The organism is Microcoleus sp. Pol7_A1 (assembly GCF_036701085.1).
In the GTDB taxonomy this organism is placed as follows: Bacteria; Cyanobacteriota; Cyanobacteriia; order Cyanobacteriales; family Microcoleaceae; genus Microcoleus; species Microcoleus asticus.
Map to the genome: position 1 here is coordinate 125742 of NZ_JAUBQD010000001.1, position 21002 is coordinate 146743.

At 42.1% G+C, this 21002-nt stretch carries 15 protein-coding genes and 1 pseudogene; 7 read left to right on the forward strand and 9 right to left on the reverse strand.

What is annotated here, in order from left to right; all coding sequences use genetic code 11:
• Window positions 1–5 precede the first annotated feature (5 nt).
• The 3 genes and pseudogenes from QUA20_RS00555 (at window position 6) to QUA20_RS00565 (ending at window position 8067) form a co-directional block, all read left to right on the forward strand.
• Window positions 6–5351 (forward strand): ATP-binding sensor histidine kinase, encoded by a 5346-nt coding sequence (locus tag QUA20_RS00555; RefSeq protein WP_333184320.1) that lies wholly within the window; start codon window positions 6–8, stop codon window positions 5349–5351.
• A 43-nt stretch (window positions 5352–5394) separates the two neighbouring features.
• Window positions 5395–6933: an ATP-binding protein gene (locus QUA20_RS00560; protein ID WP_333184323.1), complete on the forward strand. Its 1539-nt coding sequence runs from the start codon at window positions 5395–5397 to the stop codon at window positions 6931–6933.
• Window positions 6934–7369: 436 nt separating this feature from the next.
• Window positions 7370–8067: pseudogene (locus QUA20_RS00565) on the forward strand (IS1 family transposase).
• Window positions 8068–8156: 89 nt separating this feature from the next.
• Here QUA20_RS00565 and QUA20_RS00570 read toward each other — a convergent pair.
• On the reverse strand, window positions 8157–8849 hold the full coding sequence (locus tag QUA20_RS00570; RefSeq protein ID WP_333184326.1) for a hypothetical protein: 693 nt from the start codon (window positions 8847–8849) through the stop codon (window positions 8157–8159).
• A gap of 29 nt (window positions 8850–8878) precedes the next feature.
• Window positions 8879–10267 carry an ATP-binding protein gene (locus tag QUA20_RS00575; protein WP_333184328.1) on the reverse strand — a complete coding sequence of 463 codons (1389 nt, stop codon included), beginning with the start codon at window positions 10265–10267 and terminating at the stop codon, window positions 8879–8881.
• A 121-nt stretch (window positions 10268–10388) separates the two neighbouring features.
• On the opposite strand from QUA20_RS00575, the gene QUA20_RS00580 reads away from it, so the two are divergent.
• Together QUA20_RS00580 and QUA20_RS00585 are read left to right on the forward strand one after the other, a co-directional pair.
• On the forward strand, window positions 10389–10556 hold the full coding sequence (locus QUA20_RS00580; protein ID WP_333184330.1) for a hypothetical protein: 168 nt from the start codon (window positions 10389–10391) through the stop codon (window positions 10554–10556).
• A 93-nt stretch (window positions 10557–10649) separates the two neighbouring features.
• A complete protein-coding gene (locus QUA20_RS00585) occupies window positions 10650–10973 on the forward strand; it encodes a DUF3155 domain-containing protein (protein ID WP_006635576.1) in 324 nt (107 codons plus the stop codon).
• A gap of 325 nt (window positions 10974–11298) precedes the next feature.
• Here the strand turns inward: QUA20_RS00585 and QUA20_RS00590 are convergent, their stop codons facing one another.
• The 6 genes from QUA20_RS00590 to QUA20_RS00615 form a co-directional block, all read right to left on the reverse strand.
• A complete protein-coding gene (locus QUA20_RS00590) occupies window positions 11299–11832 on the reverse strand; it encodes a cofactor assembly of complex C subunit B (RefSeq protein WP_172186699.1) in 534 nt (177 codons plus the stop codon).
• Window positions 11833–12147: 315 nt separating this feature from the next.
• On the reverse strand, window positions 12148–12540 hold the full coding sequence (locus QUA20_RS00595) for a PadR family transcriptional regulator (RefSeq protein ID WP_172186698.1): 393 nt from the start codon (window positions 12538–12540) through the stop codon (window positions 12148–12150).
• A gap of 408 nt (window positions 12541–12948) precedes the next feature.
• Window positions 12949–13152, reverse strand: a complete 204-nt coding sequence (locus QUA20_RS00600; RefSeq protein ID WP_172186720.1) for a DUF751 family protein — start codon at window positions 13150–13152, stop codon at window positions 12949–12951.
• 387 nt (window positions 13153–13539) lie between these two features.
• Complete coding sequence (locus tag QUA20_RS00605; RefSeq protein ID WP_333184336.1) at window positions 13540–14832, reverse strand: type II restriction enzyme; 1293 nt, start codon at window positions 14830–14832, stop codon at window positions 13540–13542.
• A 2-nt stretch (window positions 14833–14834) separates the two neighbouring features.
• Window positions 14835–15722: a DNA adenine methylase gene (locus tag QUA20_RS00610; RefSeq protein ID WP_333184339.1), complete on the reverse strand. Its 888-nt coding sequence runs from the start codon at window positions 15720–15722 to the stop codon at window positions 14835–14837.
• Window positions 15723–15894: 172 nt separating this feature from the next.
• Complete coding sequence (locus QUA20_RS00615; RefSeq protein ID WP_333184341.1) at window positions 15895–16830, reverse strand: metallophosphoesterase; 936 nt, start codon at window positions 16828–16830, stop codon at window positions 15895–15897.
• A gap of 103 nt (window positions 16831–16933) precedes the next feature.
• On the opposite strand from QUA20_RS00615, the gene QUA20_RS00620 reads away from it, so the two are divergent.
• Both QUA20_RS00620 and QUA20_RS00625 read left to right on the forward strand, forming a co-directional pair.
• The gene (locus QUA20_RS00620) at window positions 16934–17965 is read left to right on the forward strand and encodes a hypothetical protein (protein ID WP_333184343.1); all 1032 of its coding nucleotides are present in this window, start codon (window positions 16934–16936) and stop codon (window positions 17963–17965) included.
• Window positions 17966–18147: 182 nt separating this feature from the next.
• Window positions 18148–18951 carry a Uma2 family endonuclease gene (locus QUA20_RS00625; protein ID WP_333184347.1) on the forward strand — a complete coding sequence of 268 codons (804 nt, stop codon included), beginning with the start codon at window positions 18148–18150 and terminating at the stop codon, window positions 18949–18951.
• 96 nt (window positions 18952–19047) lie between these two features.
• Here the strand turns inward: QUA20_RS00625 and mrdA are convergent, their stop codons facing one another.
• Complete coding sequence (gene mrdA, locus QUA20_RS00630) at window positions 19048–20862, reverse strand: penicillin-binding protein 2 (RefSeq protein ID WP_333184350.1); 1815 nt, start codon at window positions 20860–20862, stop codon at window positions 19048–19050.
• Window positions 20863–21002: the final 140 nt, after the last annotated feature.

The following is a 21002-nucleotide window of genomic DNA, read 5'->3' on the forward strand; positions in this document are numbered from 1 at the left end:
CAAGGATGATTAACTTAGCCGGCTACGAAATTACGAACCAAATTCATGAGAGTAACAATTCTTTAGTTTACCGAGGACTGAGAAAGCAAGACAACCAACCAGTCATTCTCAAATTCCTCAAGCAAGATTATCCGATGCCAGCTTCGTTAGTCAGATACAAGCAGGAATACGAAATTACACGCAATCTTAACCTAGAAAGTGTGCCTAAAACCTACAGCTTAGAAAGATACCAGAACAGTTTGGTTATTATTTCCGAGGATAGTGGTGGAGAATCATTAAAGCAGGGGTTGGCTTCTCAAAAACTTACATTAGAAGAGTTTTTGTTAACAGCTATCAAAATAACCAGAGCTTTAGGTCAAATCCATCAACATAACATTATTCATAAAGATATCAACCCCAGCAATATTATTATTAACTCGACAACAGGGCTAGTTCAAATCATAGATTTTGGCATCTCTACTGTCTTATCGCGTGAGAATCCTACCCTAAAAAATCCTAATGTTTTAGAAGGCACTCTGAGCTATATATCGCCGGAACAAACAGGCAGAATGAACAGAGCGATCGACTACCGCACGGATTTTTACTCGTTAGGAGTCACTTTTTACGAACTGCTAACGGGGCAACTGCCATGCGATTACAACGATGCAATGGAATTAGTCCACTGTCATATTGCTAAACAAGCAGTACCGCCCCAGGAAATCAATCCAGAAATTCCTAAAGCGGTTTCTGATATTGTAATGAAACTGTTAGCAAAAACTGCTGAAGCCAGATACCAAAGTGCTTGGGGAATCATCGCAGATTTAGAAGAATGCCTGCAACAATTACAAACTAAGGGAAGTATTGCAGATTTTGCGATCGCCCAAAAAGATATTACCGATAAGTTTCAAATACCTCAAAAACTTTATGGTAGAGAACACGAAATTGAAACCTTATTAGCAGCCTTCGGGCGCGTCAGCAATGGCACAACAGAAATTATGTTAGTGTCTGGTTACTCTGGCATTGGCAAATCAGCCTTAGTGCAAGAAGTTTATAAACCTATTACAAAGGCAAACGGTTATTTTATTGCCGGGAAATTCGACCAATTTCAACGCAATATTCCTTACTCAGCTATTGTTAAAGCTTTTGGGTCCTTAGTCAAGCAACTCTTAACTGAAAGCGAAACGCAACTGGGCGCCTGGAAAGAAAAACTTTTAGCGGCGTTTGGTGATAACGGTCAAATCATTATAGATGTCATTCCCGATGTAGAATTCATTGTTGGCAAACAACCACCAGTCCAAGAATTAGGTGCTAGCGAAGCACAAAACCGCTTTAATTTAATATTTCAAAAATTTATCCGCGTGTTTTGCTCAGTTGAGCATCCTTTAGTCATCTTTTTGGACGATTTGCAATGGGCTGACTCCGCTACTCTGAAATTGCTGGAAATAATGATGGCGGATGAAGGAACAAAATATTTATTTTTAATCGGCGCGTATCGGGATAACGAAGTAAATACCAATCATCCATTAATTATAACGCTGGATTTGCTTCGGACTAAAAGTGCGATTATTAATAACATTACTCTAACTCCTTTAGCCCTGGAACACATTAGCAACCTAATTGCCGATACGCTACATACTAAGGCAGTAGGGCAGTTAGCAGAATTAGCCATAAAAAAAACTTCTGGCAATCCCTTCTTTGTCAATCAATTTTTCATAACCCTGTTTCAAGAAAACTTACTGAAGTTTATTCCTCCCTCTCAAGGCAGTCACGCCCAATGGCAATGGGACATCGCTCAAATTGAGGCCATCGGAATTACTGATAATGTTGTGGAGTTAATGATTCGCAAGTTAAGAAAACTTTCTCCCGCAACCCAAAAGGTTTTGCAGTTAGCTGCTTGTGTCGGTAATACATTTAATTTACATACTCTTTCTATCATTCAAGAAACAACAGCAACCGTAACTTATTACGACCTTTTACCTGCGATTCAGGAAGGATTAGTATTGCCTATTTCTGAATGGGAAACTACACCCGAAGAAATAATAGAAGCTCGCTTAGTAATTCTTTCCTTTAAATTTCTTCATGACAGAGTGCAACAAGCGGGTTATGCCCTCATTCTCGAAGAGGAAAAAAAGGAAACTCATTTAAAAATAGGTGAATTAGTTCTCAAAAATACTGCCGAGAAAGAATTAGAAGAGAAAATATTTGATATTATTAACCATTTGAATATAGGCGCAGAACTCCTAACCAGTTCTGAATCAATTTATGAACTTGCAAAGTTGAATTTAATCGCTGGTAAAAAAGCTAAGGCTTCGGCAGCTTATGAACCAGCTTTAAAATATCTGACTGCCGCGATCGAAATATTGCCAGAAAATATTTGGGAGCAAGATTATCGGTTAATTTTTGAGTTATACCAAGAACAGGCAGAGTGCGAATATCTTTGTAGCAATTTTGAAAAAGCCGAAGAACTTTTCGATCTAGTGTTAACTAAAGCTAAATCTAATTTAGATAAAGCAGCGATTCAAAATATGCGCTTAGTATTTTATGATAATACTGGCAAATATATAGCGAACCTTAAAGTAGGTTCAGAAGCCTTAAAAGATTTAGGGTTAAACTGGCCTAACAATAATGACGAACTGTTAGCGCAATTAGAATTAGAGTTACAGACCTATCGCACCCACCTCCACACAATTAAAATAGCAGATTTAATTGATGCTTCTGCAATGCAAGACCTAGAAATTATGGCTTGTATGCAGATATTGATGAATATGACTGGGCCTGCTTATTTTTCTGACCAAGACTTACTCGCTTTGACTACATTGAAGATGGTGAATCTCTCCATCCAATATGGCAATTCTAATGTATCTCCTCATGGCTATGCGTTCTGGGGAGTTTTAGCTGGATCGAGATTAGGGGATTATGAAGCGGGTTATCAGTTTGGTAAATTAGCGATAGAGTTGAATGAAAAACTTAATAATTTTAAGTTAATCTGTAAAGTTTCTAATTTATTTGCTGGGTTAATCGGTCACTGGCGCAGCCATTTGCAAACGAATGTACCTATTTTTAGAACAGGTTATCAAGCCGGGATTGAAACAGGGGATATTTATGCTTGCTATATTGCGTACAATTCTATTTTGCAAAAAATTTTAATGGGAGAAGAATTAACGAGCGTTCTGGAAGAATCTTATAAATATACAGAATATTTACTAAAAATAAAAAATCAAGTCTTTGTAGAGGCACAAATGATGTGCCAGCATTTTGTTTTTAATCTACAAGGTTTGACAGCAGATAAATTCTCCTTGAGCAGCGATCGCTTTAATGAAGATGGCTGTATGCAAATGGGGCAGGAAAGTCAGTTTTCCCCCGGCATAGCATTGTACAGGACATTGAAAGCTCAACTTTTTTTCCTGTATGGAAACTATGCTGAAGGGTTGAACGCAGCTAAATTAACTGAAGAAATGCTCCCCTTTACAATCGGACTCGCTAACGAATCAGAACATTATTTTTACCATTCTTTGATTCTATTGAATGTTATTCTTCAAGCCAGCCCTATAGAAAAAGCAGAGTATTATTCAAAGCTGGCAATAAATCAAGAAAAAATGAAAATTTGGGCGGATAATTGTCCGGAGAACTATTTACATAAGTATCTGCTCGTTGAAGCAGAAATAGCGCGGGTAGCTGGGAAAGATTTAGAAGCCTTTGATTTATACGACAAAGCGATCGCTTCGGCTAGAGAAAACGACTATATCCAAAACGAAGCTTTGGCGAACGAACTAGCGGCTAAATTCTGGTTAGCTAAAGGCAAAGAAGATTTTGCCCAACTTTATATCCAAAAAGCTCACTATGGCTACCAGCTTTGGGGTGCTAAACGCAAAGTAGAGGATTTAGAGGAAAAATACCCGCAGTTACTAGCTAGAACATCAGCCAAAACCATTACTAAAACAACAGTTACCCAAACAACTCAGCCTACTACCACTAGCACTAATTTGGGAGATACACTAGATTTAGCCACAGTAATGAAAGCTTCTCAAGCAATTTCAGGTGAAATCGTTTTGAGTAAGTTGCTAGAAAGATTGATGAAAATCGCCATCGAAAATGCAGGCGCCCAAAAAGGCTTTTTAATTTTAGAAAAAGCGGGAAACTGGGCGATCGAGGCTGAAGGTTCGGTGAAGGAGGATGAAGTTAGCGTGCTGCGATCGCTTCCCCTCAATGCAGAAGCTGCTTCTGGGGAAACGCCAAAACTGGCAAGTGCGATCGCCCACTACGTCATCCGCACCCAGGAAAACGTGCTTTTAAATAACGCCACCCAAGAGGGACAATTTACCCGCGATCCTTATATTGCAGCCACTCAACCGAAATCGATTCTCTGCACTCCTCTGCTGCACCAAGGCAAACTGACAGGTATTCTTTACCTAGAAAATAACTTGACAGAAGGAGCTTTTACTACAGATAGACTAGAACTGTTAAAATTGTTATCAGCCCAAATAGCCATTTCCATTGAAAATGCCCAACTCTACAATAACTTGCAGGAGTTCAATCAAAACTTAGAGCAATTAGTGTGCGATCGCACCCACGAATTATCCAACACGCTGGATGCTTTAAAAGCGACTCAAAGTAAGCTAGTGGAATCTGAAAAAATGGCCTCTCTTGGAGGATTAGTTGCTGGGGTAGCCCATGAAATTAATACTCCCATCGGCGTTGGTGTCACCGTTGCGTCAGCTTTGGCAGAACACACCACAGAATTTGCTTCTACTTATAAGAGTGGCAAAATGAAGCGCTCCGAACTAGAAGAATTTTTGGATATAGCCACCCAAAGCAGTAACACCCTTCTAACTAATCTAAATCAGGCAGCGGCATTGATTCAGAGCTTTAAAGAAGTGGCAGTCGATCGATCGAGCGAAGAACGACGAACTTTCTTGGTAAGAGATTATCTCGATGAAATTTTAATCCAATTAAAACCCAAATTGAGAAATAGCAAACATTCGATCGAAATTAAGGGAGACACCAAAATGGCCCTAGATTCTTATCCAGGTGCATTATCCCAAGTTGTCACAAATTTGCTGATGAACTCTCTGATTCACGCTTACGAACCGGGCGGTACTGGAAAGCTGGCTTTTGATTGGCAACAAGAGGGCGATCGACTTAGATTTGAATATTCCGATGATGGTCAAGGCATTCCCCCAGAAAATTTGAGTAAAATTTTCGAGCCCTTCTTTACTACCAAACGCGGTCAGGGTGGTAGCGGGTTGGGATTGCATATTGTCTACAATTTAGTTACCCAAAAACTTCTGGGTGAAATAGAATGTAAAAGTGAGGTCGGAGTAGGCACCAAATTTATTATTAAGCTACCCGTCCAAATTGATTCAAAACCGTAGTTTCCTAAATTTCAATATCAGTAACGCAGAAAGGTGAGCAGCAATGGACAAGAATATTTACGGCTTTGTTAGTGAAAATTCATCAGAAGAAGTCTTATTTGCGGAAGAAGTTAACTCAGATGAGGAGTTATTTTTTGCCGATGAAGTATCTGAAGAGTCCCCGACTGAAAGCTGGAAAATTTTGATTGTCGATGATGAGGCTCAAGTTCACACAGCTACGGATATTGCCTTAAGAAAGTTTGTTTATGAAAATAAACCTTTAAAAATTTTTAGTGCTTATTCCGCTAAGGAAGCTAAACAGTTGATCCAAGAACATCCTGATGTCGCTATCATCCTGCTTGATGTAATTATGGAAACGGATGATGCTGGCTTAGAGTTTGTGAAATATGTCCGCGAAGAGTTAGGCAATCAGTTAGTGCGAATTATTTTACGCACGGGTCAACCCGGCCAAGTACCAGAAAAAAGTATTATTATCAATTACGATATTAATGACTATAAAACTAAAACTGAATTAACGAGCTCAAAGCTATATACTACAGTGCTAACAGCTTTGAGAAGTTTTTGTCTGGGGCATAAATTGCAGTCAGAAATAGAACGGCGCGAACAAGTAGAGAAAGCACTTCGTATCAGTGAAGAAAAAGAACACCAAAAAGCTCTTGCCTTAGAGCATTTTGTCAAAGAGCTGCAAGAAACACAACTCCAGCTAGTTCAAAGTGAAAAAATGTCTAGTCTCGGTCAATTAGTCGCAGGTGTAGCTCATGAAATTAACAATCCGGTTAACTTTATTTACGGCAATATCTCCTATGCTAAAGATTATATTAAAGAACTCATCTATGTGTTGAATCTCTACCAACAGCATTACCCACAACCAGAAGCAGAAATTCTCCAGGCAATAGAACATGGAGAGTTGTCATTTATCATGGACGATTTGCCAAAATTGCTTTCTTCCATGCAGTTAGGCATTGACCGCATTCGTATGATTGTGCAGTCTCTACGCAATTTCTCGCGGGTGGATGAAACTGAAATCAAGTCAGTAGATATCCACGAAGGTATTAATAGCAGTTTGATGATCTTACAGCACCGACTAAAAGCTAGGTCAGATCGCCCTGCTATTGATGTGGTTAAAGACTATGGCCCATTGCCACTTGTGAAGTGTTATGCAGGTCAGCTCAATCAGGTGTTTATGAACCTTTTAGCGAATGCTATAGATGCTTTAGAAGAGCGGGTAAGTAGAGAAGATGGTGCAGTTTTCCATCCCGAAATTTTGATTCGTACTGAAGTTGTACCGGGCAATTCGCATGATGGGGACAACATTAGCTCTGGTTCAGGCATTCGGGTAACAATTGCTGATAATGGTGTTGGCATGACTGAGAAAGTTCGTTTAAAACTTTTCACTCCCTTTTTTACTACTAAGCCAATCGGAAAAGGTACAGGGATGGGATTGTCAATCAGCAAAAAAATTCTGCTAGAAAAACACTGCGGTCAATTGCAGTGTTTTTCTACGCCTGAGCACGGAACGCAGTTTATTATTGAGATGCCTACTATCTGTATAGCAACCAATGTCCCCGTAGTTATGCCTTAGAAAACTCATCTGGCTGAATTGATCGTATAGCTTTTCCGTTGCATGAAAACAGGGTAATTGCTAATTGCTAATTAATCTGAATTCTGACAGACTTTTTTCGCGCAGCACGCCCACCACCCCTTTAGGGATTGGGATAGGCGCTGCGGCTTTACCCACATTCTTCTAACTTAATTGCGTTGGTTTTCAATATATTTTTTAACAATCTCTTCCGAGGCATTACCAACTGTGCCGTAAAATACAGCAGATTCCATGTATAAATAGCACACTGCATTCAGTAGGTCAGCGGAAAAAATGAAACTTTATTCGATCAAAATTTGTAAAAAAATAGTTAAAGCCTATGAACCAGATGATACATCAATTAGGGCGTTGCTGAAGTAGCCTATGATAAATTTATAGTGCGATCGCCACAAAATAACACTCATTAAACGTAGAACTTATGCAATGTCCTGAATATCAGTCAACTCATGTTAATAAAAATGGTTGAAAAAAAGGTAAACAGAATTATATTTGTGTCGGTTGTAGCAGACAATTTATAGATTCTCTCTACCTCATAAAAGTTACTCTTCAAAGTTAAATGTTAATGTCTCAAATGTAGACCAATGGTAGGGATTTTTAAGCAATTGAGAGAGTCAAAAAGGTGCATCATACGACTATAATTAATAGGCTCAAACAAGTAGGAAAACTCTTCCCAGATTTTGAGCACACAGAGACAAATCCACAAGCGGGTGAATGGAATGAATGAGAAACATTTGTCGGCTCCAAAAAAGTTTTATCGGGTTAGGAACAGTAGTAGACCACTTTAAACCCGGTGTTTTAGGATAGGTATTAGGCGCTCATAGTGGCTAGAGTTTGAACCAATTTGTAGTTTTTTTAATAAAGGGAAATGCTATGTTCATGTGACCGATGCCTGGAAAGTTTATCCTAATTTTATTGCCGATGAAGCTCAAATCCCACCGCAAAACCTATAGGACAAGAGTTGAGGGCGAAAATACAAGATTAAGATATTATTTACCTTGTTTGAAACGAAAAACTCTTTGTTATTTTAAATCACGCAGCAAGTTGCTCAGACATTCCCTTCGATTATTAATTCACTATCTTAAATTTGCAGATATTCCAATTCCATATCAAAATTAAAGAAACTATTTTGGTTCGATGCGGTCGCCGACATTGCTTAGTGATACCATAATTCATCAACGCCTTTTTTTGTAATATCATCGACGCGCTCAACGCTCTTCCCTCTGCTGCAAATGTCGCCAAACTTCTTGATGACATACGTGCCAAAAATACAGGGCTAAATTCACAAGAGCTAATAATTTAGTGCCATCTTCTAACATCGCGTGTACTCCTTGGCTTGGCAAGTTTAAAATATCCTCAAACCTGGAGATAGCAAACAATAGAAATGCTGCGACTAATGGCAGGTAAGGAGTTGTTTTGATGTATTGCCAAAACTTAAGTCCGTAAAGGGAAACAGCACTACCATAACATAAATAAATTAATTTTTTAGAGATTCCAAACTCAGAAATAATCAAAGTCATCCGAAACCTGTCATCCACGTAAAAGACTCCCAGCAGTAAAGCACTAAAAAATAAGAATATCGCCGATCGACTGCGCGGATTTTTCTGGCGCAACACTCCGAAAGTAAATGCACAAATTGCTACTGGTATGCACGCGAGGACTTCGGAAACTCCGGTTAGAATGCCTTCGTAAGGGAACCAGAAATTAAAAGGATCGCTAAACAGGCGTTCAACTCCGTCTCCCTGGTTGTTGAGTTTGGCGTATACGCTCAGCCCGCCCAAAATCAGGACAGTCAGAGTGTTTAAAGCAACTAAAAATGGTACGCTAAAAAAGTGTTTTTGGAAAGCTTTTAAAGAATTTGACAAGCTGGGAATTTGATTGAAGAAAGGCAGATGCTTCATAAATAATATCTCCAAGCAATGGGGGTTCGTTACTTATTCACCGGCAGCCAAACCACAAATGTAGTGCCGCGATCCGTTGGATATAATAAAGGAGCTGCCGCAGATGGCAGCCATTCAGGATTGACTGGGGAAAATACTTCTATTTCTCCTTGCATTTGGCGGACTAAATCGCGGGCGATCGCCAAACCTAATCCTGTGCCGGGAATTTGTGTCTGCGCTTTTTCTCCTCGGTAGTGCCGCTCAAATAAATGTTCTAAATCCTGGGGAGGAATGCCAGAACCTGTGTCGCTGACTGCAACTGCTATCGCAGGCAATTGGCTGTATCCTGCCCGATCGCCCTCCGCTGCTGTGTACCTTACTTTAATATAAATTTGGCGGCCGACCGGGGTATATTTCAAAGCATTGTCAATTAAATTGCTCAAAACTTCGCGCAAAGCTCGATCGTTCGCTGAGACTGGTGGCAAATCCGCCGGAATGTCGGCTAGCAATTTCAGATGCCTTTCAGATGCGATCGCCTCGGCGGAAATTAACAGCGGTTTTAAGACTTCTGCCACAAAACAGGATTCCTCCAAATTGACAGCAGGTGACAGCGACAGAGGAGAATGCCGGATTGATTCGACATTGGACATTGCTTTTTCTAAAGTGTCCGATGGCAGTTTTAGATGTGCTTCGCCCGTGTCAACGGTTCGATCGAACTGGCCCAGCAACTCTTGTAGGCGCTCGCTCTCTCGGACAATACTAAAAGCCACATTGCGGTTTTTGTCTTCCGGTACCAGCCGCCGCGCTAACAGCTTGCCAAAAGTTCGCAACGCTGTCAGCGGACTTTTGAACTGGTGCAGTAAATTGTGCATGGTGTCGTAAACCTGAGCCTGGATTTGCCGAGCCGAACCCAATTCCTGCTGCATCCACTGCGATCGCTGGTCTAAAATGCAGGCTAGGGCTAAGGTGCGGGAAATTTGTTGCATCTGAGCCTCCTCTCGCTCGTTCCAAGGCCTGTCTTGCCGACCGCACACCAGGAGTCCCATTACAGTTCCCTCGTGTATCAGAGGAGTCACTATTTGCATCCGCTGCTGCCACAAATTCTCCGGGCCTTGGCACTGATTGGAACTGCGCTCATTACCCGGAAGCGGTTCGGGTGCGATCGCCCCCACCGTTGATTCTTCCACAGGAAGAACTGGCGGCGCCAGCAGCCGCGGCACGGGTTTCACTGTCGAACTTTCGGAAGATTGCAGCCTCAACCCGTGATTTTCTTCCGATTCGACTGAGGTTTCTGGGTAAAGCGCGATCGGCACCAACTTTGCCTCACTGCCTTCTACCAGCTCTTGTGTCAGGTATACCGCGCTGAATGTCGCGCCCAAACTGACGGCGATCGCCACCTGCGATCGGCAAAGCTTGACAAATTCTGAACTGGCTGGCATTAACATGAGCGCCACATTAAGATATCTAACGGAATTCTCAGTAAATTACAAATGATCTGCTGCCGATTACAGATCGGAGACTTCTAAATTTCAGGTGTCTTTGCTTTGATAGAAGGCAGCTATGTGGAAGGCCTTGGGCTTTCATGAACCAAAATTGCCCCCCATCCCCGTCCGGCGGGCTTCCACAATTCCCAAAGCTTTGCTTTTGCCGGAACTTGCGGCCCACAATACCACAACCGCTACACTTTTGTCGATCGGCACGAATATTAAGATTATGTCGATATATTAAAAACAGTTGAAGTTTTGAGCGAGAACGGATATACTGACCTCGGATTTGGTAGCTATCATTACAACCTGTCTGCTCACAGAGGAGGTAAAGAAATTGGCCAGGAGACGCAAACGCAAGAGTCGCCGCCGACAAGAAGGACGCAGAATTTTAGAGTGTGTGCCTCAATATAGCATCGAGAGCGGCGAAGATAAACCCGTAACAGCGGCTCGCAAGTTCATCCATGCCGAAGGCATTGCTCCCCCAGCTTTGCTGTTAGTCAAGCGTAACGAGCATACCACTGACAGATACTTCTGGGCTGAAAAAGGTTTATTTGGAGCCCAATACGTAGAAGAGAATCATTTCTTGTTCCCCAGCTTAAAGGTGATGTTGGAAGCTACCACAGAAAAAATTCCTGTGGTGTCAGCCAGCCGCGCTTAGATCGAAATGTTTAGCTCAAAACATTGACAGCAATGTTTTTCTAACTCTTTTAACAAAAGCGCGAGAGTTCTCATTGTCTGGAGAGTGCCAACTGAAATTTATGCGAAAAATCCTTAGGAATTTGGGTATAAGGAGCCATCGCAACAGGCTCGATCGCTGCAGAGGGCGATCGCCACAATTGGCACTTTCACGATAATGGTTTTTTTTGACTGTTTTGTCGATCGAACAAACAGCCAACGAAAGAGCCGCTCTTAAGTAATCGGTTTTTCAGCTCGAAGTCTAAGTACGGCATCTAGCATATCAAAAAATGTTCCGCGCCAAACTTTTAATCGAGCGGTTTCAAGTCTAAAGCTTTTTGCATGGCTGCTAGTTCATCGCGGTGAGCTCTGACAGTAACAAAGCTCTTGGTTTGGCTTCCCGACTCAGCAACAGATTCGAGTTTGAGCGAGACTTGCTCAGAGCGTCCAGCTTTTTTCCAGTAAAATACCCCCGCCAGCGGGGACAGCAGTACCAAAGCTAGGAAAATTTGACCCTGCTGGGGAACTAGCATTCCCAAAACCAGTCCCAAGCACAGAGCGCCGCCTGCACTAAGCAGAGTTAAAAAAATAGCTAGAAACCAACTCGGTCTGACAAAACCCTCAAACGTGACTTTATAGTTGGGGGCATCGACGGCTGCAACTCGGTAAGCCCTAGAAGCAAAATACTCTTGTAGCTGGGTTAACAGTGACTCTTGGGCGCTCTCGGAAGCAAGCTTGACTTGTTCGATTCTATCTTTGACCGAGGCTTTGATGAAGAAAAACAAGCCAACAGCCAGCAGCAGCGTTAGCACAAATGTTGAAGGAAGAACAGCAGTATCCATCGGTAGAAGTTTGTGTAATTGAAATTATCTACTATTACTTTACAGAAATTTACATACGAAAGCGATCGAGGACTTACGCAGACACTTTTTTACCAAAATTCGCAGAAAGCTTTGTAGCAAGGCGTTTTTCTCCCCATCACCAAATTCCCATATCTCTACCTCGTCGCTAATTCTCAAGTGACCATGCGTAAGTCCTGACGCAGTGTAGATGCTTTAATGGCTGTGCGGCGATCGAGCAAAGCGAAGGCAATCGGGCAAATCGCTTTGCAAGTAGCGCCAGCATCTCAAGGGTTTAGGCATCCGATTCAAACTCGGTTAACCCGTCTGACCAGTTTCTAATGCGTGGGAGCGACGCCCTGACGCGCCGTTTCCCTGACCGATGTACTCGTGCCAGAGACGAGCCAGGTCTTGAGCTTGGTGCCGCCACTCAGGGAGGATTTGATACATCCGGCGGGGGCGGCCGCGTCCTTCTACTTTTTTCCAGTAACCGGTGATTACAGCTTCATCTTCGAGGAATTTCAGAGCGCTGTAGAGCACGGTATCAGAAAGTCGGTAGATGGGGAATTCCCTCTCTAGTTGTCCGATGAGTTCTGTACCGTAGGAATCTCCCCGCAATAACACGGAGAGAATGTAGCACACTGCTAGTTCCTTGTTTAGATAAACAGGAGGGGGGTCTTGAAAAAATTGATAGATATGTTCAAACTTCATCTTTCTTGTCCGCTGGAAACTCTCGTGATACCGTCAGGTTAACGGGAGAGGAAAGCGGGGCGGGGGATGCCGCTTCCTAAGGATTAAGTGGGACACCGAGGAAACAGAGGTGCAGTATTTCCCCAGTGAATGTTGATAGCCCCAAACGCTTGTCCTGCACTTCGGTAATGTTTGCCTGCCCCAAGGTTGAGGAGCACTGGCCTAACGAGCGCAATTTTTTTCCTCTTCCAATGTATCGCAGCGACTATTGCCAAGTGGGCGATCGCCTGCAAAAGTTGGCAGTTACTTCCGGAGTTGGTGTTTTAACTGAAAATTAAAAATTCGCAACTTCCCGGAGCCCTTTGTCGGCCTCATCTCTGCGCTCTAGCTTGTCTGATTTACTGTTGATGTTTGCGCTCTAGCTTGGCTTTAAACCAAACTCAGACCTAACATGGCGCGCAATGTAAAAGTTAGAAAGACAAAAGTCGCTACGATCGAACTAATCAGGGCAATCGCAGTTGTCGGTCGATCGAGCAGGGGTCTGAGTCGCTCGAACAGGAAAAAGAAAATTCCCAGACATATCGTAATGAAAAAGCGGGGGTAGCGAGAGACGTTATTAATAAAATCTTGCATGAGCTTGGTTGGGTAAAGTGTCACAGCTCGATCTTTGACTGGTAACACTTGTGAGCGAGTTAGACAATTTTGGCACAGCCGGAGCTAAATCTGCCGATCGGGCGATCGGGCATTTTTGCCGGCGAGGCTGACATATATAATTCTAACGAAAACTTTTCGCCGATCGCTCCGGCGATGTCTGTTTAATGCCGGAATGCTAAGTCCGGTGACAACTTCTGAAGTATTTCTATTGAGTTCTAGTTGTGATAAATATTATAGTGCCGTTATTTCTAGATAAATGTCTGCTTCCGCACCTTTTCAAGTCTTGCCGCGTCCCTTTCTGCAATGGCTCGGAGGCAAAACTAGGTTGAAGATATTAAAAACCCAGAGAATCACACTATGCGAATTTTAGTCTTGGATTTGGTCCCAAATCCAAGAAATCCAGCCTTGGACTGTAAAGTAACGCCTTTTTATAGTTGTATCATTAATATCTGGACGATTTTCTGAGATTATTTTACAGATTGCATCTTTGGGCGGAATTCCTCCCAGTTTAAGCGCTAATTGAAACACTAAATAAAAAACTTGACGTTCTAAAATCTTATTAATCAACTCTAGATATTTTAATTTAGGTCTTTTATGTAAAATAGACCTTCCTTCACTTGTCAAGCAAAAAGTTACTTTTTTGGTCAGGGAATCTTTATAATTTTCTATCAGTCCAATATACAGACCAGCATTTGTATAATAGTCAGTTTGCCTGCGATCGAATTCATAGTTTTCTGTAATATCGTCTTTGGTTAAATCTCTTTCTAATAACAATGATAATAAATCTACTACTCTCTCAAATTTATCAGCTTGGGGAAATGGAACATCTGGCTCTGCAATTACTTTAATATTATTGAGTACCAGAGCGACATCACTCCGTTGTATTTCTTCGGGAGCGATCGTATAATTCTTTTGTTCTCTCAGTTTCAGAGAGTTATAATCTTCATCCTTGCTAAATTCATAAATAAAAAAGCTAAAAATGTCGTTAGAGTATGTCATCAATACGGGAATCACCTTTTTAGCCATTTTTTGTGACCACAATCTGTAGGGATAGTAAAGTTGTCTAATCAAAAAATCGTCTATGGCATAGTTCTTAGCTTCTATCAAGAGAAAATAGTTGTTACTTTCAAATCCGGCATCTATCTCACACTGAGAATTTTTAACCTTGATTGAATAGGGTTTATTAGCGAAGGAATTTATAATATTAAAATCAAAAGACTCTGTAGACATTCTCCCAGAAACAGTATAAGCTGTTTTCTCTCCGAATAAATCATCTATAATACCGATATTAAATGCACAGTGCAATGCGGAACTTTCAGAATATAAGTTTGTGTAATCTATACTTTCTATTCCGGGAGGAAAGTCAAAAGGAATCACTTCAATTTCACTATCATATTTAACTTCAAAGTGTGTATCAAACTTCCCAATAACGTATTTAGAACGAGAAATTGGCAAGATGGATAGATGATTGTCTCGAAAGATATCTGGCAAATTAACCGAGTGATCAAACTTTGCCATCAGCCTGCTTTCTCTTTCCTTATTAATTTGAGGCGATTCTATTTCAAAAAAACCATTTTTATCTACCTCTTCTAATATATTATGCCTTTCAAATAGTGTTTCCCAAGCTCGATCGTTTGCAGTCTTCTTGGTTTTACTCATATTTATTTATCATGAGATTCATAATTTAAAACTAATAATTCATCAACCATACCTCTTTTCAAGGCATTTGAGTTTATACTTCTCGTTGCCCTAACTTTTTTGGTTGTATCCTGATAATGCTTGTACAAGTCCAGAATAAAATCCGTACAAGAATTACTCATCATCACCTTGCAACCTTTGACAGTTAGATCGTCAAAAACTTTTTTTAGTCGTTCTTGTTCGTTTCTATTAAAGCCATTCACATCATATCCAGTAAAAGAAGCTGTTTCCGACACAGGATCGTAAGGAGGATCGAAATAAACAAAATCTCCTCTTTTGGCATCTTTAACAGCATCTTGAAAATCCTGATTTAACAGTGTGATATCATTGCTATTTAAATATTTGTTCACAGCTCTTAAAACAGCGTCATCTAAAAAATTGGGATTTTTATATCTACCAAACGGAACATTAAACTGACCTTGGGAATTAACCCTAAACAAACCATTATAGCAAGTTTTATTTAGATAAATGATTCGTGCTGCTTTTTCCACTTCCGACAAACTTGCATATTTTTTCATTGAACGATCTAAGTCTCTCATCTCATAATAAGACGTTTCGCTATTGCTATATTTATCCTTGCTTAATTCCTCCATCAGCTCATCTAATGAGTCTCGGATTACTTCATAGCAGTTAATCAGTTCTTTATTGCTATCATTGATAACAGCTTTTGGGCGTTGTAACTCAAACAAGAGTGCACCTCCACCTATGAAAGGTTCATAGTATGTGTGTTTACTTGTCAGCTTAGGAACATACTTAACAATTTCTGGCAATAATTGTCTTTTACCTCCTGCCCATTTCAAGAAAGGTCTTACTAACGGATTTTTCCCTCTTACTAACGTATCGCTTTTCACTCAGATGCCTCTAACGCTACTATCAAATAACAATACATTATAAGTTGAATTTTAGTTCAAGTCAAGAGGCAATGGTGATATCGATTCAAGGTGTAAGTCGCACTTAAATATAGCGACAAAAGCACCTTGACATAAATCTATTCATCTGATATGTCTGGGAAAACAATCTGAATTAAGCCGATCGCACTTCGATAGATCCCCTGTCAAAAACCCGTTTGTCAGTACCGATTGAACTGACAAACATCCGGTCTTTATAGACATCAAACGTCGCAAAACTCAGCCGGCTAGCAGAATACTCCGTCCACTCAGAACGCCCCACCTCACGAGTGCCACCGCCAGCACCGCAAATTAAATAAGTCGTACCGTTAATCGATCGAGTGCGTTCGTAGCTGTGCTCGTGTCCGTTGATATAAAGCTGCACGCCGTACTTTTGAAACAAAGGCGTCAAAGTCTTAATAAAAGGTTGATTCACTCCGTACACGCCAGAGGAATAAATCGGATGGTGGCCGAACACAACTTTCCAAGGTGCTGTACTCTGACTCAACTCTTTTTCCAGCCAAACAAGCTGATTTTTCCAATCCGCATTGTAATTGGTATCTAAAGCAAAAAACTGTACGGGATCGCGCCGAAAAGTATAGTAGCGACCTTGCATATTAAAACCCGCATATTTAACTTGCGGGTCGCCGTTAGCAGTGCGGATGTCGTGATTTCCCAGACAAGCATAAAATTTTACGTTTTGCTGCAATAACGGCTGATAAGGCCGCTCAAAAACAGCATTGATTTTTTCAATTTCGCCGTTATTGTAGATATTGTCGCCGGCGAGAACAGCAACATTAAAAGGGTTTTCCCGGTGATATTGCGCCATCGCCTCAGCCACAGCATACTGACCTTCAGCGCCGGTACCGGTGTCGGCCACCGAAATAAAGCGTAAAATAGGCGGTGAGGCCGGCAATGGGACGATCGTCCTTTCTGCCTCAACGTTAGAAGCCACAGCAGCATCGGTGTCTGTACCCCAGGAAGTCCGAAGCTGAAACATTTTCCAGATTCCGGCAAAACCTAAGCTGCTGAGACTGCCTAAAATTAGAAAGTGACGGCGTTTGATACTCATTTTGATTCAGTTACAACTAATGAAATGATAAATTAAGGTTGAGATGGCTCAACTAAAAATTTATCGCTTTTAGATATATTTGCAACGCCCCAAGGCAGAGAAAATGTCAGAAGAACAACTAAACCAGTCAATTCCAGAACCCTCTCAATCTCCGACACCGGAGGTTGACTCGCCTGCAAAGTCTGCCCCCACTGGTAGCAAAACTCAAAATGCCAGCAGCGCTGTTCCCAAAAATCAGAGAATCAATGCTTTGATTGCCTCGATTGGGAATTTGGGCAAAAAAGGGAAAAAATTAGCAGCAGAACCCCCGTTGCAGGCCCAAAAGCCGATCGCACCCACCGCTTCTGACTCAGCAACAGCAACTCCTCCGGCTGTTGCTGCGGAAGTTAACAGCGTGCCTCCAAAAGTTGCTGTAAAAGTTGAGAAAAAGCCTGTATCCCAACGCCAGGAAGGGAGTTTTTTAGAGAAAGTCGGTGTACTTTGGCAAAGTATTGTGCGCCTAGTGCGATCGCTACTGCCACCATCTACGAACCAGAAGCTGTCCGATCCAATTTTAAACGCCGCCATAGCAGCAATTTTGATCGTTGCAGTGGGTTTAACTTTCAACAGTTTCTCGGCAAAACCGCCAGAGAAACTAGCAAAAGTGCCTCTCCCAGCAGCGCAGCAGTCGCCGCCAACGTTTGGCGATTTTGTGGCGCCGGGAACGCCGAAATCTCCAGATGCGATCGCACCGTCAGCGCCAATATCTACTAAATTCAAAAGTAAGTTGCCCGATTTAGTGGCTCCAGAAAAACCCCAACCCGTAGAAATGATCCCACCGCCGCCGCTGACGCCGGAACAGTCTCTGATTGCTGCTATTCAAACTCAAGTTACTGAAATTAAGAATCGACTTGGCGGCGGTTTAGTTGAGTCTGTTCAAGCTAATTTTTCTAGCAGCATTTTGACTGTAAAAGTCGCTGAAGATTGGTACAAACTCAGCGAAGTCGAGCAAAATCAACTAGCAACTAAAATGTGGAAGGAAGCTAATTCACTTGATTTCAGCAAGCTAGAAATTGCGAATAGGGAAGGGAAATTAATAGCTAGAAGTCCCGTTGTTGGTTCGGAAATGATTATTTTAGAGAGAGGGATTAATTAGAATTTAAATAGTCTGTATCTGTAAACCATCAGACCAGCCTTAAAGTCCAGGACGCAAAACCTAATTATGTATGGTGCGCAGTGCGCACCATACTGCTGTTGATTTTTTTTAGGATATCGAACTTTTCCCAAATCCGACAGAATGCTACCATTAAATTAATTAACTTTGAGGAAAATTGAAAAATGACAATTTTAACTCAAGTCGAACCAGTAGAAATTGAATATCCCAGCAGCGACGGAGAGCCGATGGCTGAAAGCGACATCACGCGCGATTACAGGACTTATAGCGTTGAAGCTGTCAAGCTTTACTTTCAAGAACGTTCTGATGTTTATGTCTCAGCCAATTCTTTCATATATTATGAAGAAGGGAACAACCAGGCAGTTGTGGCCCCGGCTGTTTATGTGGTGTTTGGAGTTGCCAACCGCAAAAGGGATAATTATAAAGTTTGGGAAGAAGGGGGAATTACTCCAGATTTTGTACTAGAAATTACATCGGAAACAACTCAAACGAAAGACCAAGAAACCAAACCTGAAATTTATCGGGCTTTGGGAGTTAGGGAATATTTTCAGTACGATCCGTCGGGAGATTATCTAAATCCGATTTTACAGGGAGTACGTCTAATAAACAATCAGTACGAGCCGATTGCAGCCAACAATATCGCTTTCGATACGCTGTGGTTGTTCAGTGAAGTCCTGGAACTCGAATTGCATATAATTTCAGGAGAATTGAGGTTTAAAGTTCCTCAAACTGGTGAGTTTTTGAAGACTCACAAGGAAGAAAACCTGGGACGACTGGCTGAACAACAAGCACGGCTAGCAGCGGAGTCAGCCTTTCAACAATCCGAGCAAGCACGACTGGCAGCGGAGTCAACATTGCGATCGCTCGTAACTCAACTCTTAAATTCTGGAATGAGTCTGGAACAGGTAGCGCAAACGATCAATTTATCGACCTTGGAAGTGAGAGGATTGGTAGGGGAAAACTTTTGATCGATCGCACTTTTCCCAGATATCAGGGATAGTGCGATCGAAGTATGGCACAAAATCTGAACAGTCAACAGTCAACAGTCAACAATTAACTAAAAACTATAGAGGCTTATTAGTAGGCTTAAAACCCTGCTTTTGAAAATAGGTTCTAAATACCTCTTGAGCAATTGGTGCCGCCGATACAGCACCAAATCCGCCGCCTTCAACTATAACTGCGATCGCAACTTCCGGTTTGTCAGCAGGAGCAAAACCCACATACATAGAATTGTCAGGATGACCGGGCATTTCCACAGTCCCAGTCTTACCAGCACTTAAAGGAATAGTACCGTCATTCATGGCGCGGCCTGTACCTTTTTTCACCACGTCAATCAATCCTTGTTTAATGACGTTTAAAGTTGCAGGCTTAATACCTGTTGAAATTTTTTTAGTAACAGGCGTATTGGTTTGAGAAGCCAATAAATGCGGCTGCACTCGCCAACCACCGTTGGCAATATTTGACACCATTACGGCCAATTCTAAGGGAGTACAAAGTACCAAACCCTGACCGATCGCCATTGTTACTGTATCGCCAACGTACCAATCTTCCCCATACATTTTCTGTTTCTCTGCTGGTATCGGAACTTGACCGTGATTGGCGCCGTCTATCCCCAAAAGGTCTAAATTAATAGTACCGCCAATGCCCATTTTTTTAGCCCATTTCGCCATTTCTTCCGGCCCTGCAGTCATACCTACTTGATAGAAAAACGTATTGCTGCTGTAGGCTAAAGCATCGCGGAAACCGATAACGCCGTAACCGGCGCCGTGTTCGTTAAAGGAAATTCCGCCGATGTTAATTGAAGCAGAACTTACCAAAGTCGAGTCAGGAGAAAACTTGCCCGACTCCATCCCGGCTACAGAAGTTACAATCTTAAAAGTGCTGCCGACTGGATAGCCTTGAACTGCCCGATTTAAAAATGGTTTGTCTGGCCCTTGCAGCCGATCCCATTCTTTTTGAGTTACCTTGCGGGTGAAAATATTGGGATCAAATGTCGGCCAACTAGCCATTGTTAAAAGAGCTCCGGTTTTTACGTCGATCGCCACAACTGCACCGAGGCGATCGCCCAAAGCTTTTTCGGCAGTTTTCTGCATATCTAAATCTAAAGTTAGCTGCACCGGTTTGCCGGGAATAGGGTCTTTTACACCTAAATCTTGGATTTCTTCGCCCTTAGCATTTACCTCGATTAAACGGTTTCCCCAAACGCCCTCTAAAGTTGAATTGGCTAATTTTTCCACTCCCATTTGACCGACGATCATCCCCATCGGATATGCAGGATTAGCTTTTAATTGATCTAAACTAGCTTCGCCGACGTATCCCAAAAGGTGAGCTGCTAATTGCTGGTTGGGATTGTCTCGGCTCGATTCTACGCGAATTTCAACTCCCCGCAAAGCATTACTTTGTTCTCCCAAAGCGACGAAAGTACCGACATCGATATCCTTACTAATTCGCACTGGCAGGGCCGATCTGTAGCCAACTCCATCGATTTTTTTAACAATTTCGGCTGCGGGAAGTTTGACGATCGGACCCAGTGTAGTGGCGATTTCTTGCCACTCCTTGGCCGATCGCTCTTTTGGCCACACATAGACCGATCGAGATACGCGGCTGGCCGCAAATATTTTGCCGCTGCGGTCTAAAATTTGACCGCGATTCGCTGCGACTGACACAGGGCGAATGCGGTTATTTTCCGCGCGCTGTCGGTTGTAGGCTCCATGTATCAGTTGCAGTTCGGCTAGACGAAATGTCGGCAGCGTCACCAAGGTAGTGACTAGCAGCATAAAAATCATAGCTTGGAACGATCGGCTGCCTTGCCGTGCAGGATTGTTTAAGCCTTTTTTGTCGAATCGGACTTGAGAGTTAAAAGAAAAATCGCCAGCCATATTAATTAATCTGCTCTTTTTATTCAACTAACAGGTTGATAAGGTGCCCATCCGGATTATTTTGAGGAAGATACAGCCACGATAACTTCTAACTCTTTAGTGACAGACATAAATTCTGCCAATTGGCAGACGTATCAGCG

Excerpts from the sequence above, each read along its gene's own strand:
- QUA20_RS00620 (WP_333184343.1), top strand. The coding sequence starts at position 16,934 with ATGTCAGAAGAACAACTAAACCAGTCAATTCCAGAACCCTCTCAATCT.
- QUA20_RS00555 (WP_333184320.1), top strand. The coding sequence starts at position 6 with ATGATTAACTTAGCCGGCTACGAAATTACGAACCAAATTCATGAGAGT.
- QUA20_RS00575 (WP_333184328.1), bottom strand. The coding sequence starts at position 10,267 with ATGCCAGCCAGTTCAGAATTTGTCAAGCTTTGCCGATCGCAGGTGGCG.
- QUA20_RS00580 (WP_333184330.1), top strand. The coding sequence starts at position 10,389 with ATGTGGAAGGCCTTGGGCTTTCATGAACCAAAATTGCCCCCCATCCCC.
- QUA20_RS00590 (WP_172186699.1), bottom strand. The coding sequence starts at position 11,832 with ATGGATACTGCTGTTCTTCCTTCAACATTTGTGCTAACGCTGCTGCTG.
- QUA20_RS00560 (WP_333184323.1), top strand. The coding sequence starts at position 5,395 with ATGGACAAGAATATTTACGGCTTTGTTAGTGAAAATTCATCAGAAGAA.
- QUA20_RS00625 (WP_333184347.1), top strand. The coding sequence starts at position 18,148 with ATGACAATTTTAACTCAAGTCGAACCAGTAGAAATTGAATATCCCAGC.
- mrdA (WP_333184350.1), bottom strand. The coding sequence starts at position 20,862 with ATGGCTGGCGATTTTTCTTTTAACTCTCAAGTCCGATTCGACAAAAAA.
- QUA20_RS00570 (WP_333184326.1), bottom strand. The coding sequence starts at position 8,849 with ATGAAGCATCTGCCTTTCTTCAATCAAATTCCCAGCTTGTCAAATTCT.
- QUA20_RS00605 (WP_333184336.1), bottom strand. The coding sequence starts at position 14,832 with ATGAGTAAAACCAAGAAGACTGCAAACGATCGAGCTTGGGAAACACTA.
- QUA20_RS00600 (WP_172186720.1), bottom strand. The coding sequence starts at position 13,152 with ATGCAAGATTTTATTAATAACGTCTCTCGCTACCCCCGCTTTTTCATT.
- QUA20_RS00615 (WP_333184341.1), bottom strand. The coding sequence starts at position 16,830 with ATGAGTATCAAACGCCGTCACTTTCTAATTTTAGGCAGTCTCAGCAGC.
- QUA20_RS00595 (WP_172186698.1), bottom strand. The coding sequence starts at position 12,540 with ATGAAGTTTGAACATATCTATCAATTTTTTCAAGACCCCCCTCCTGTT.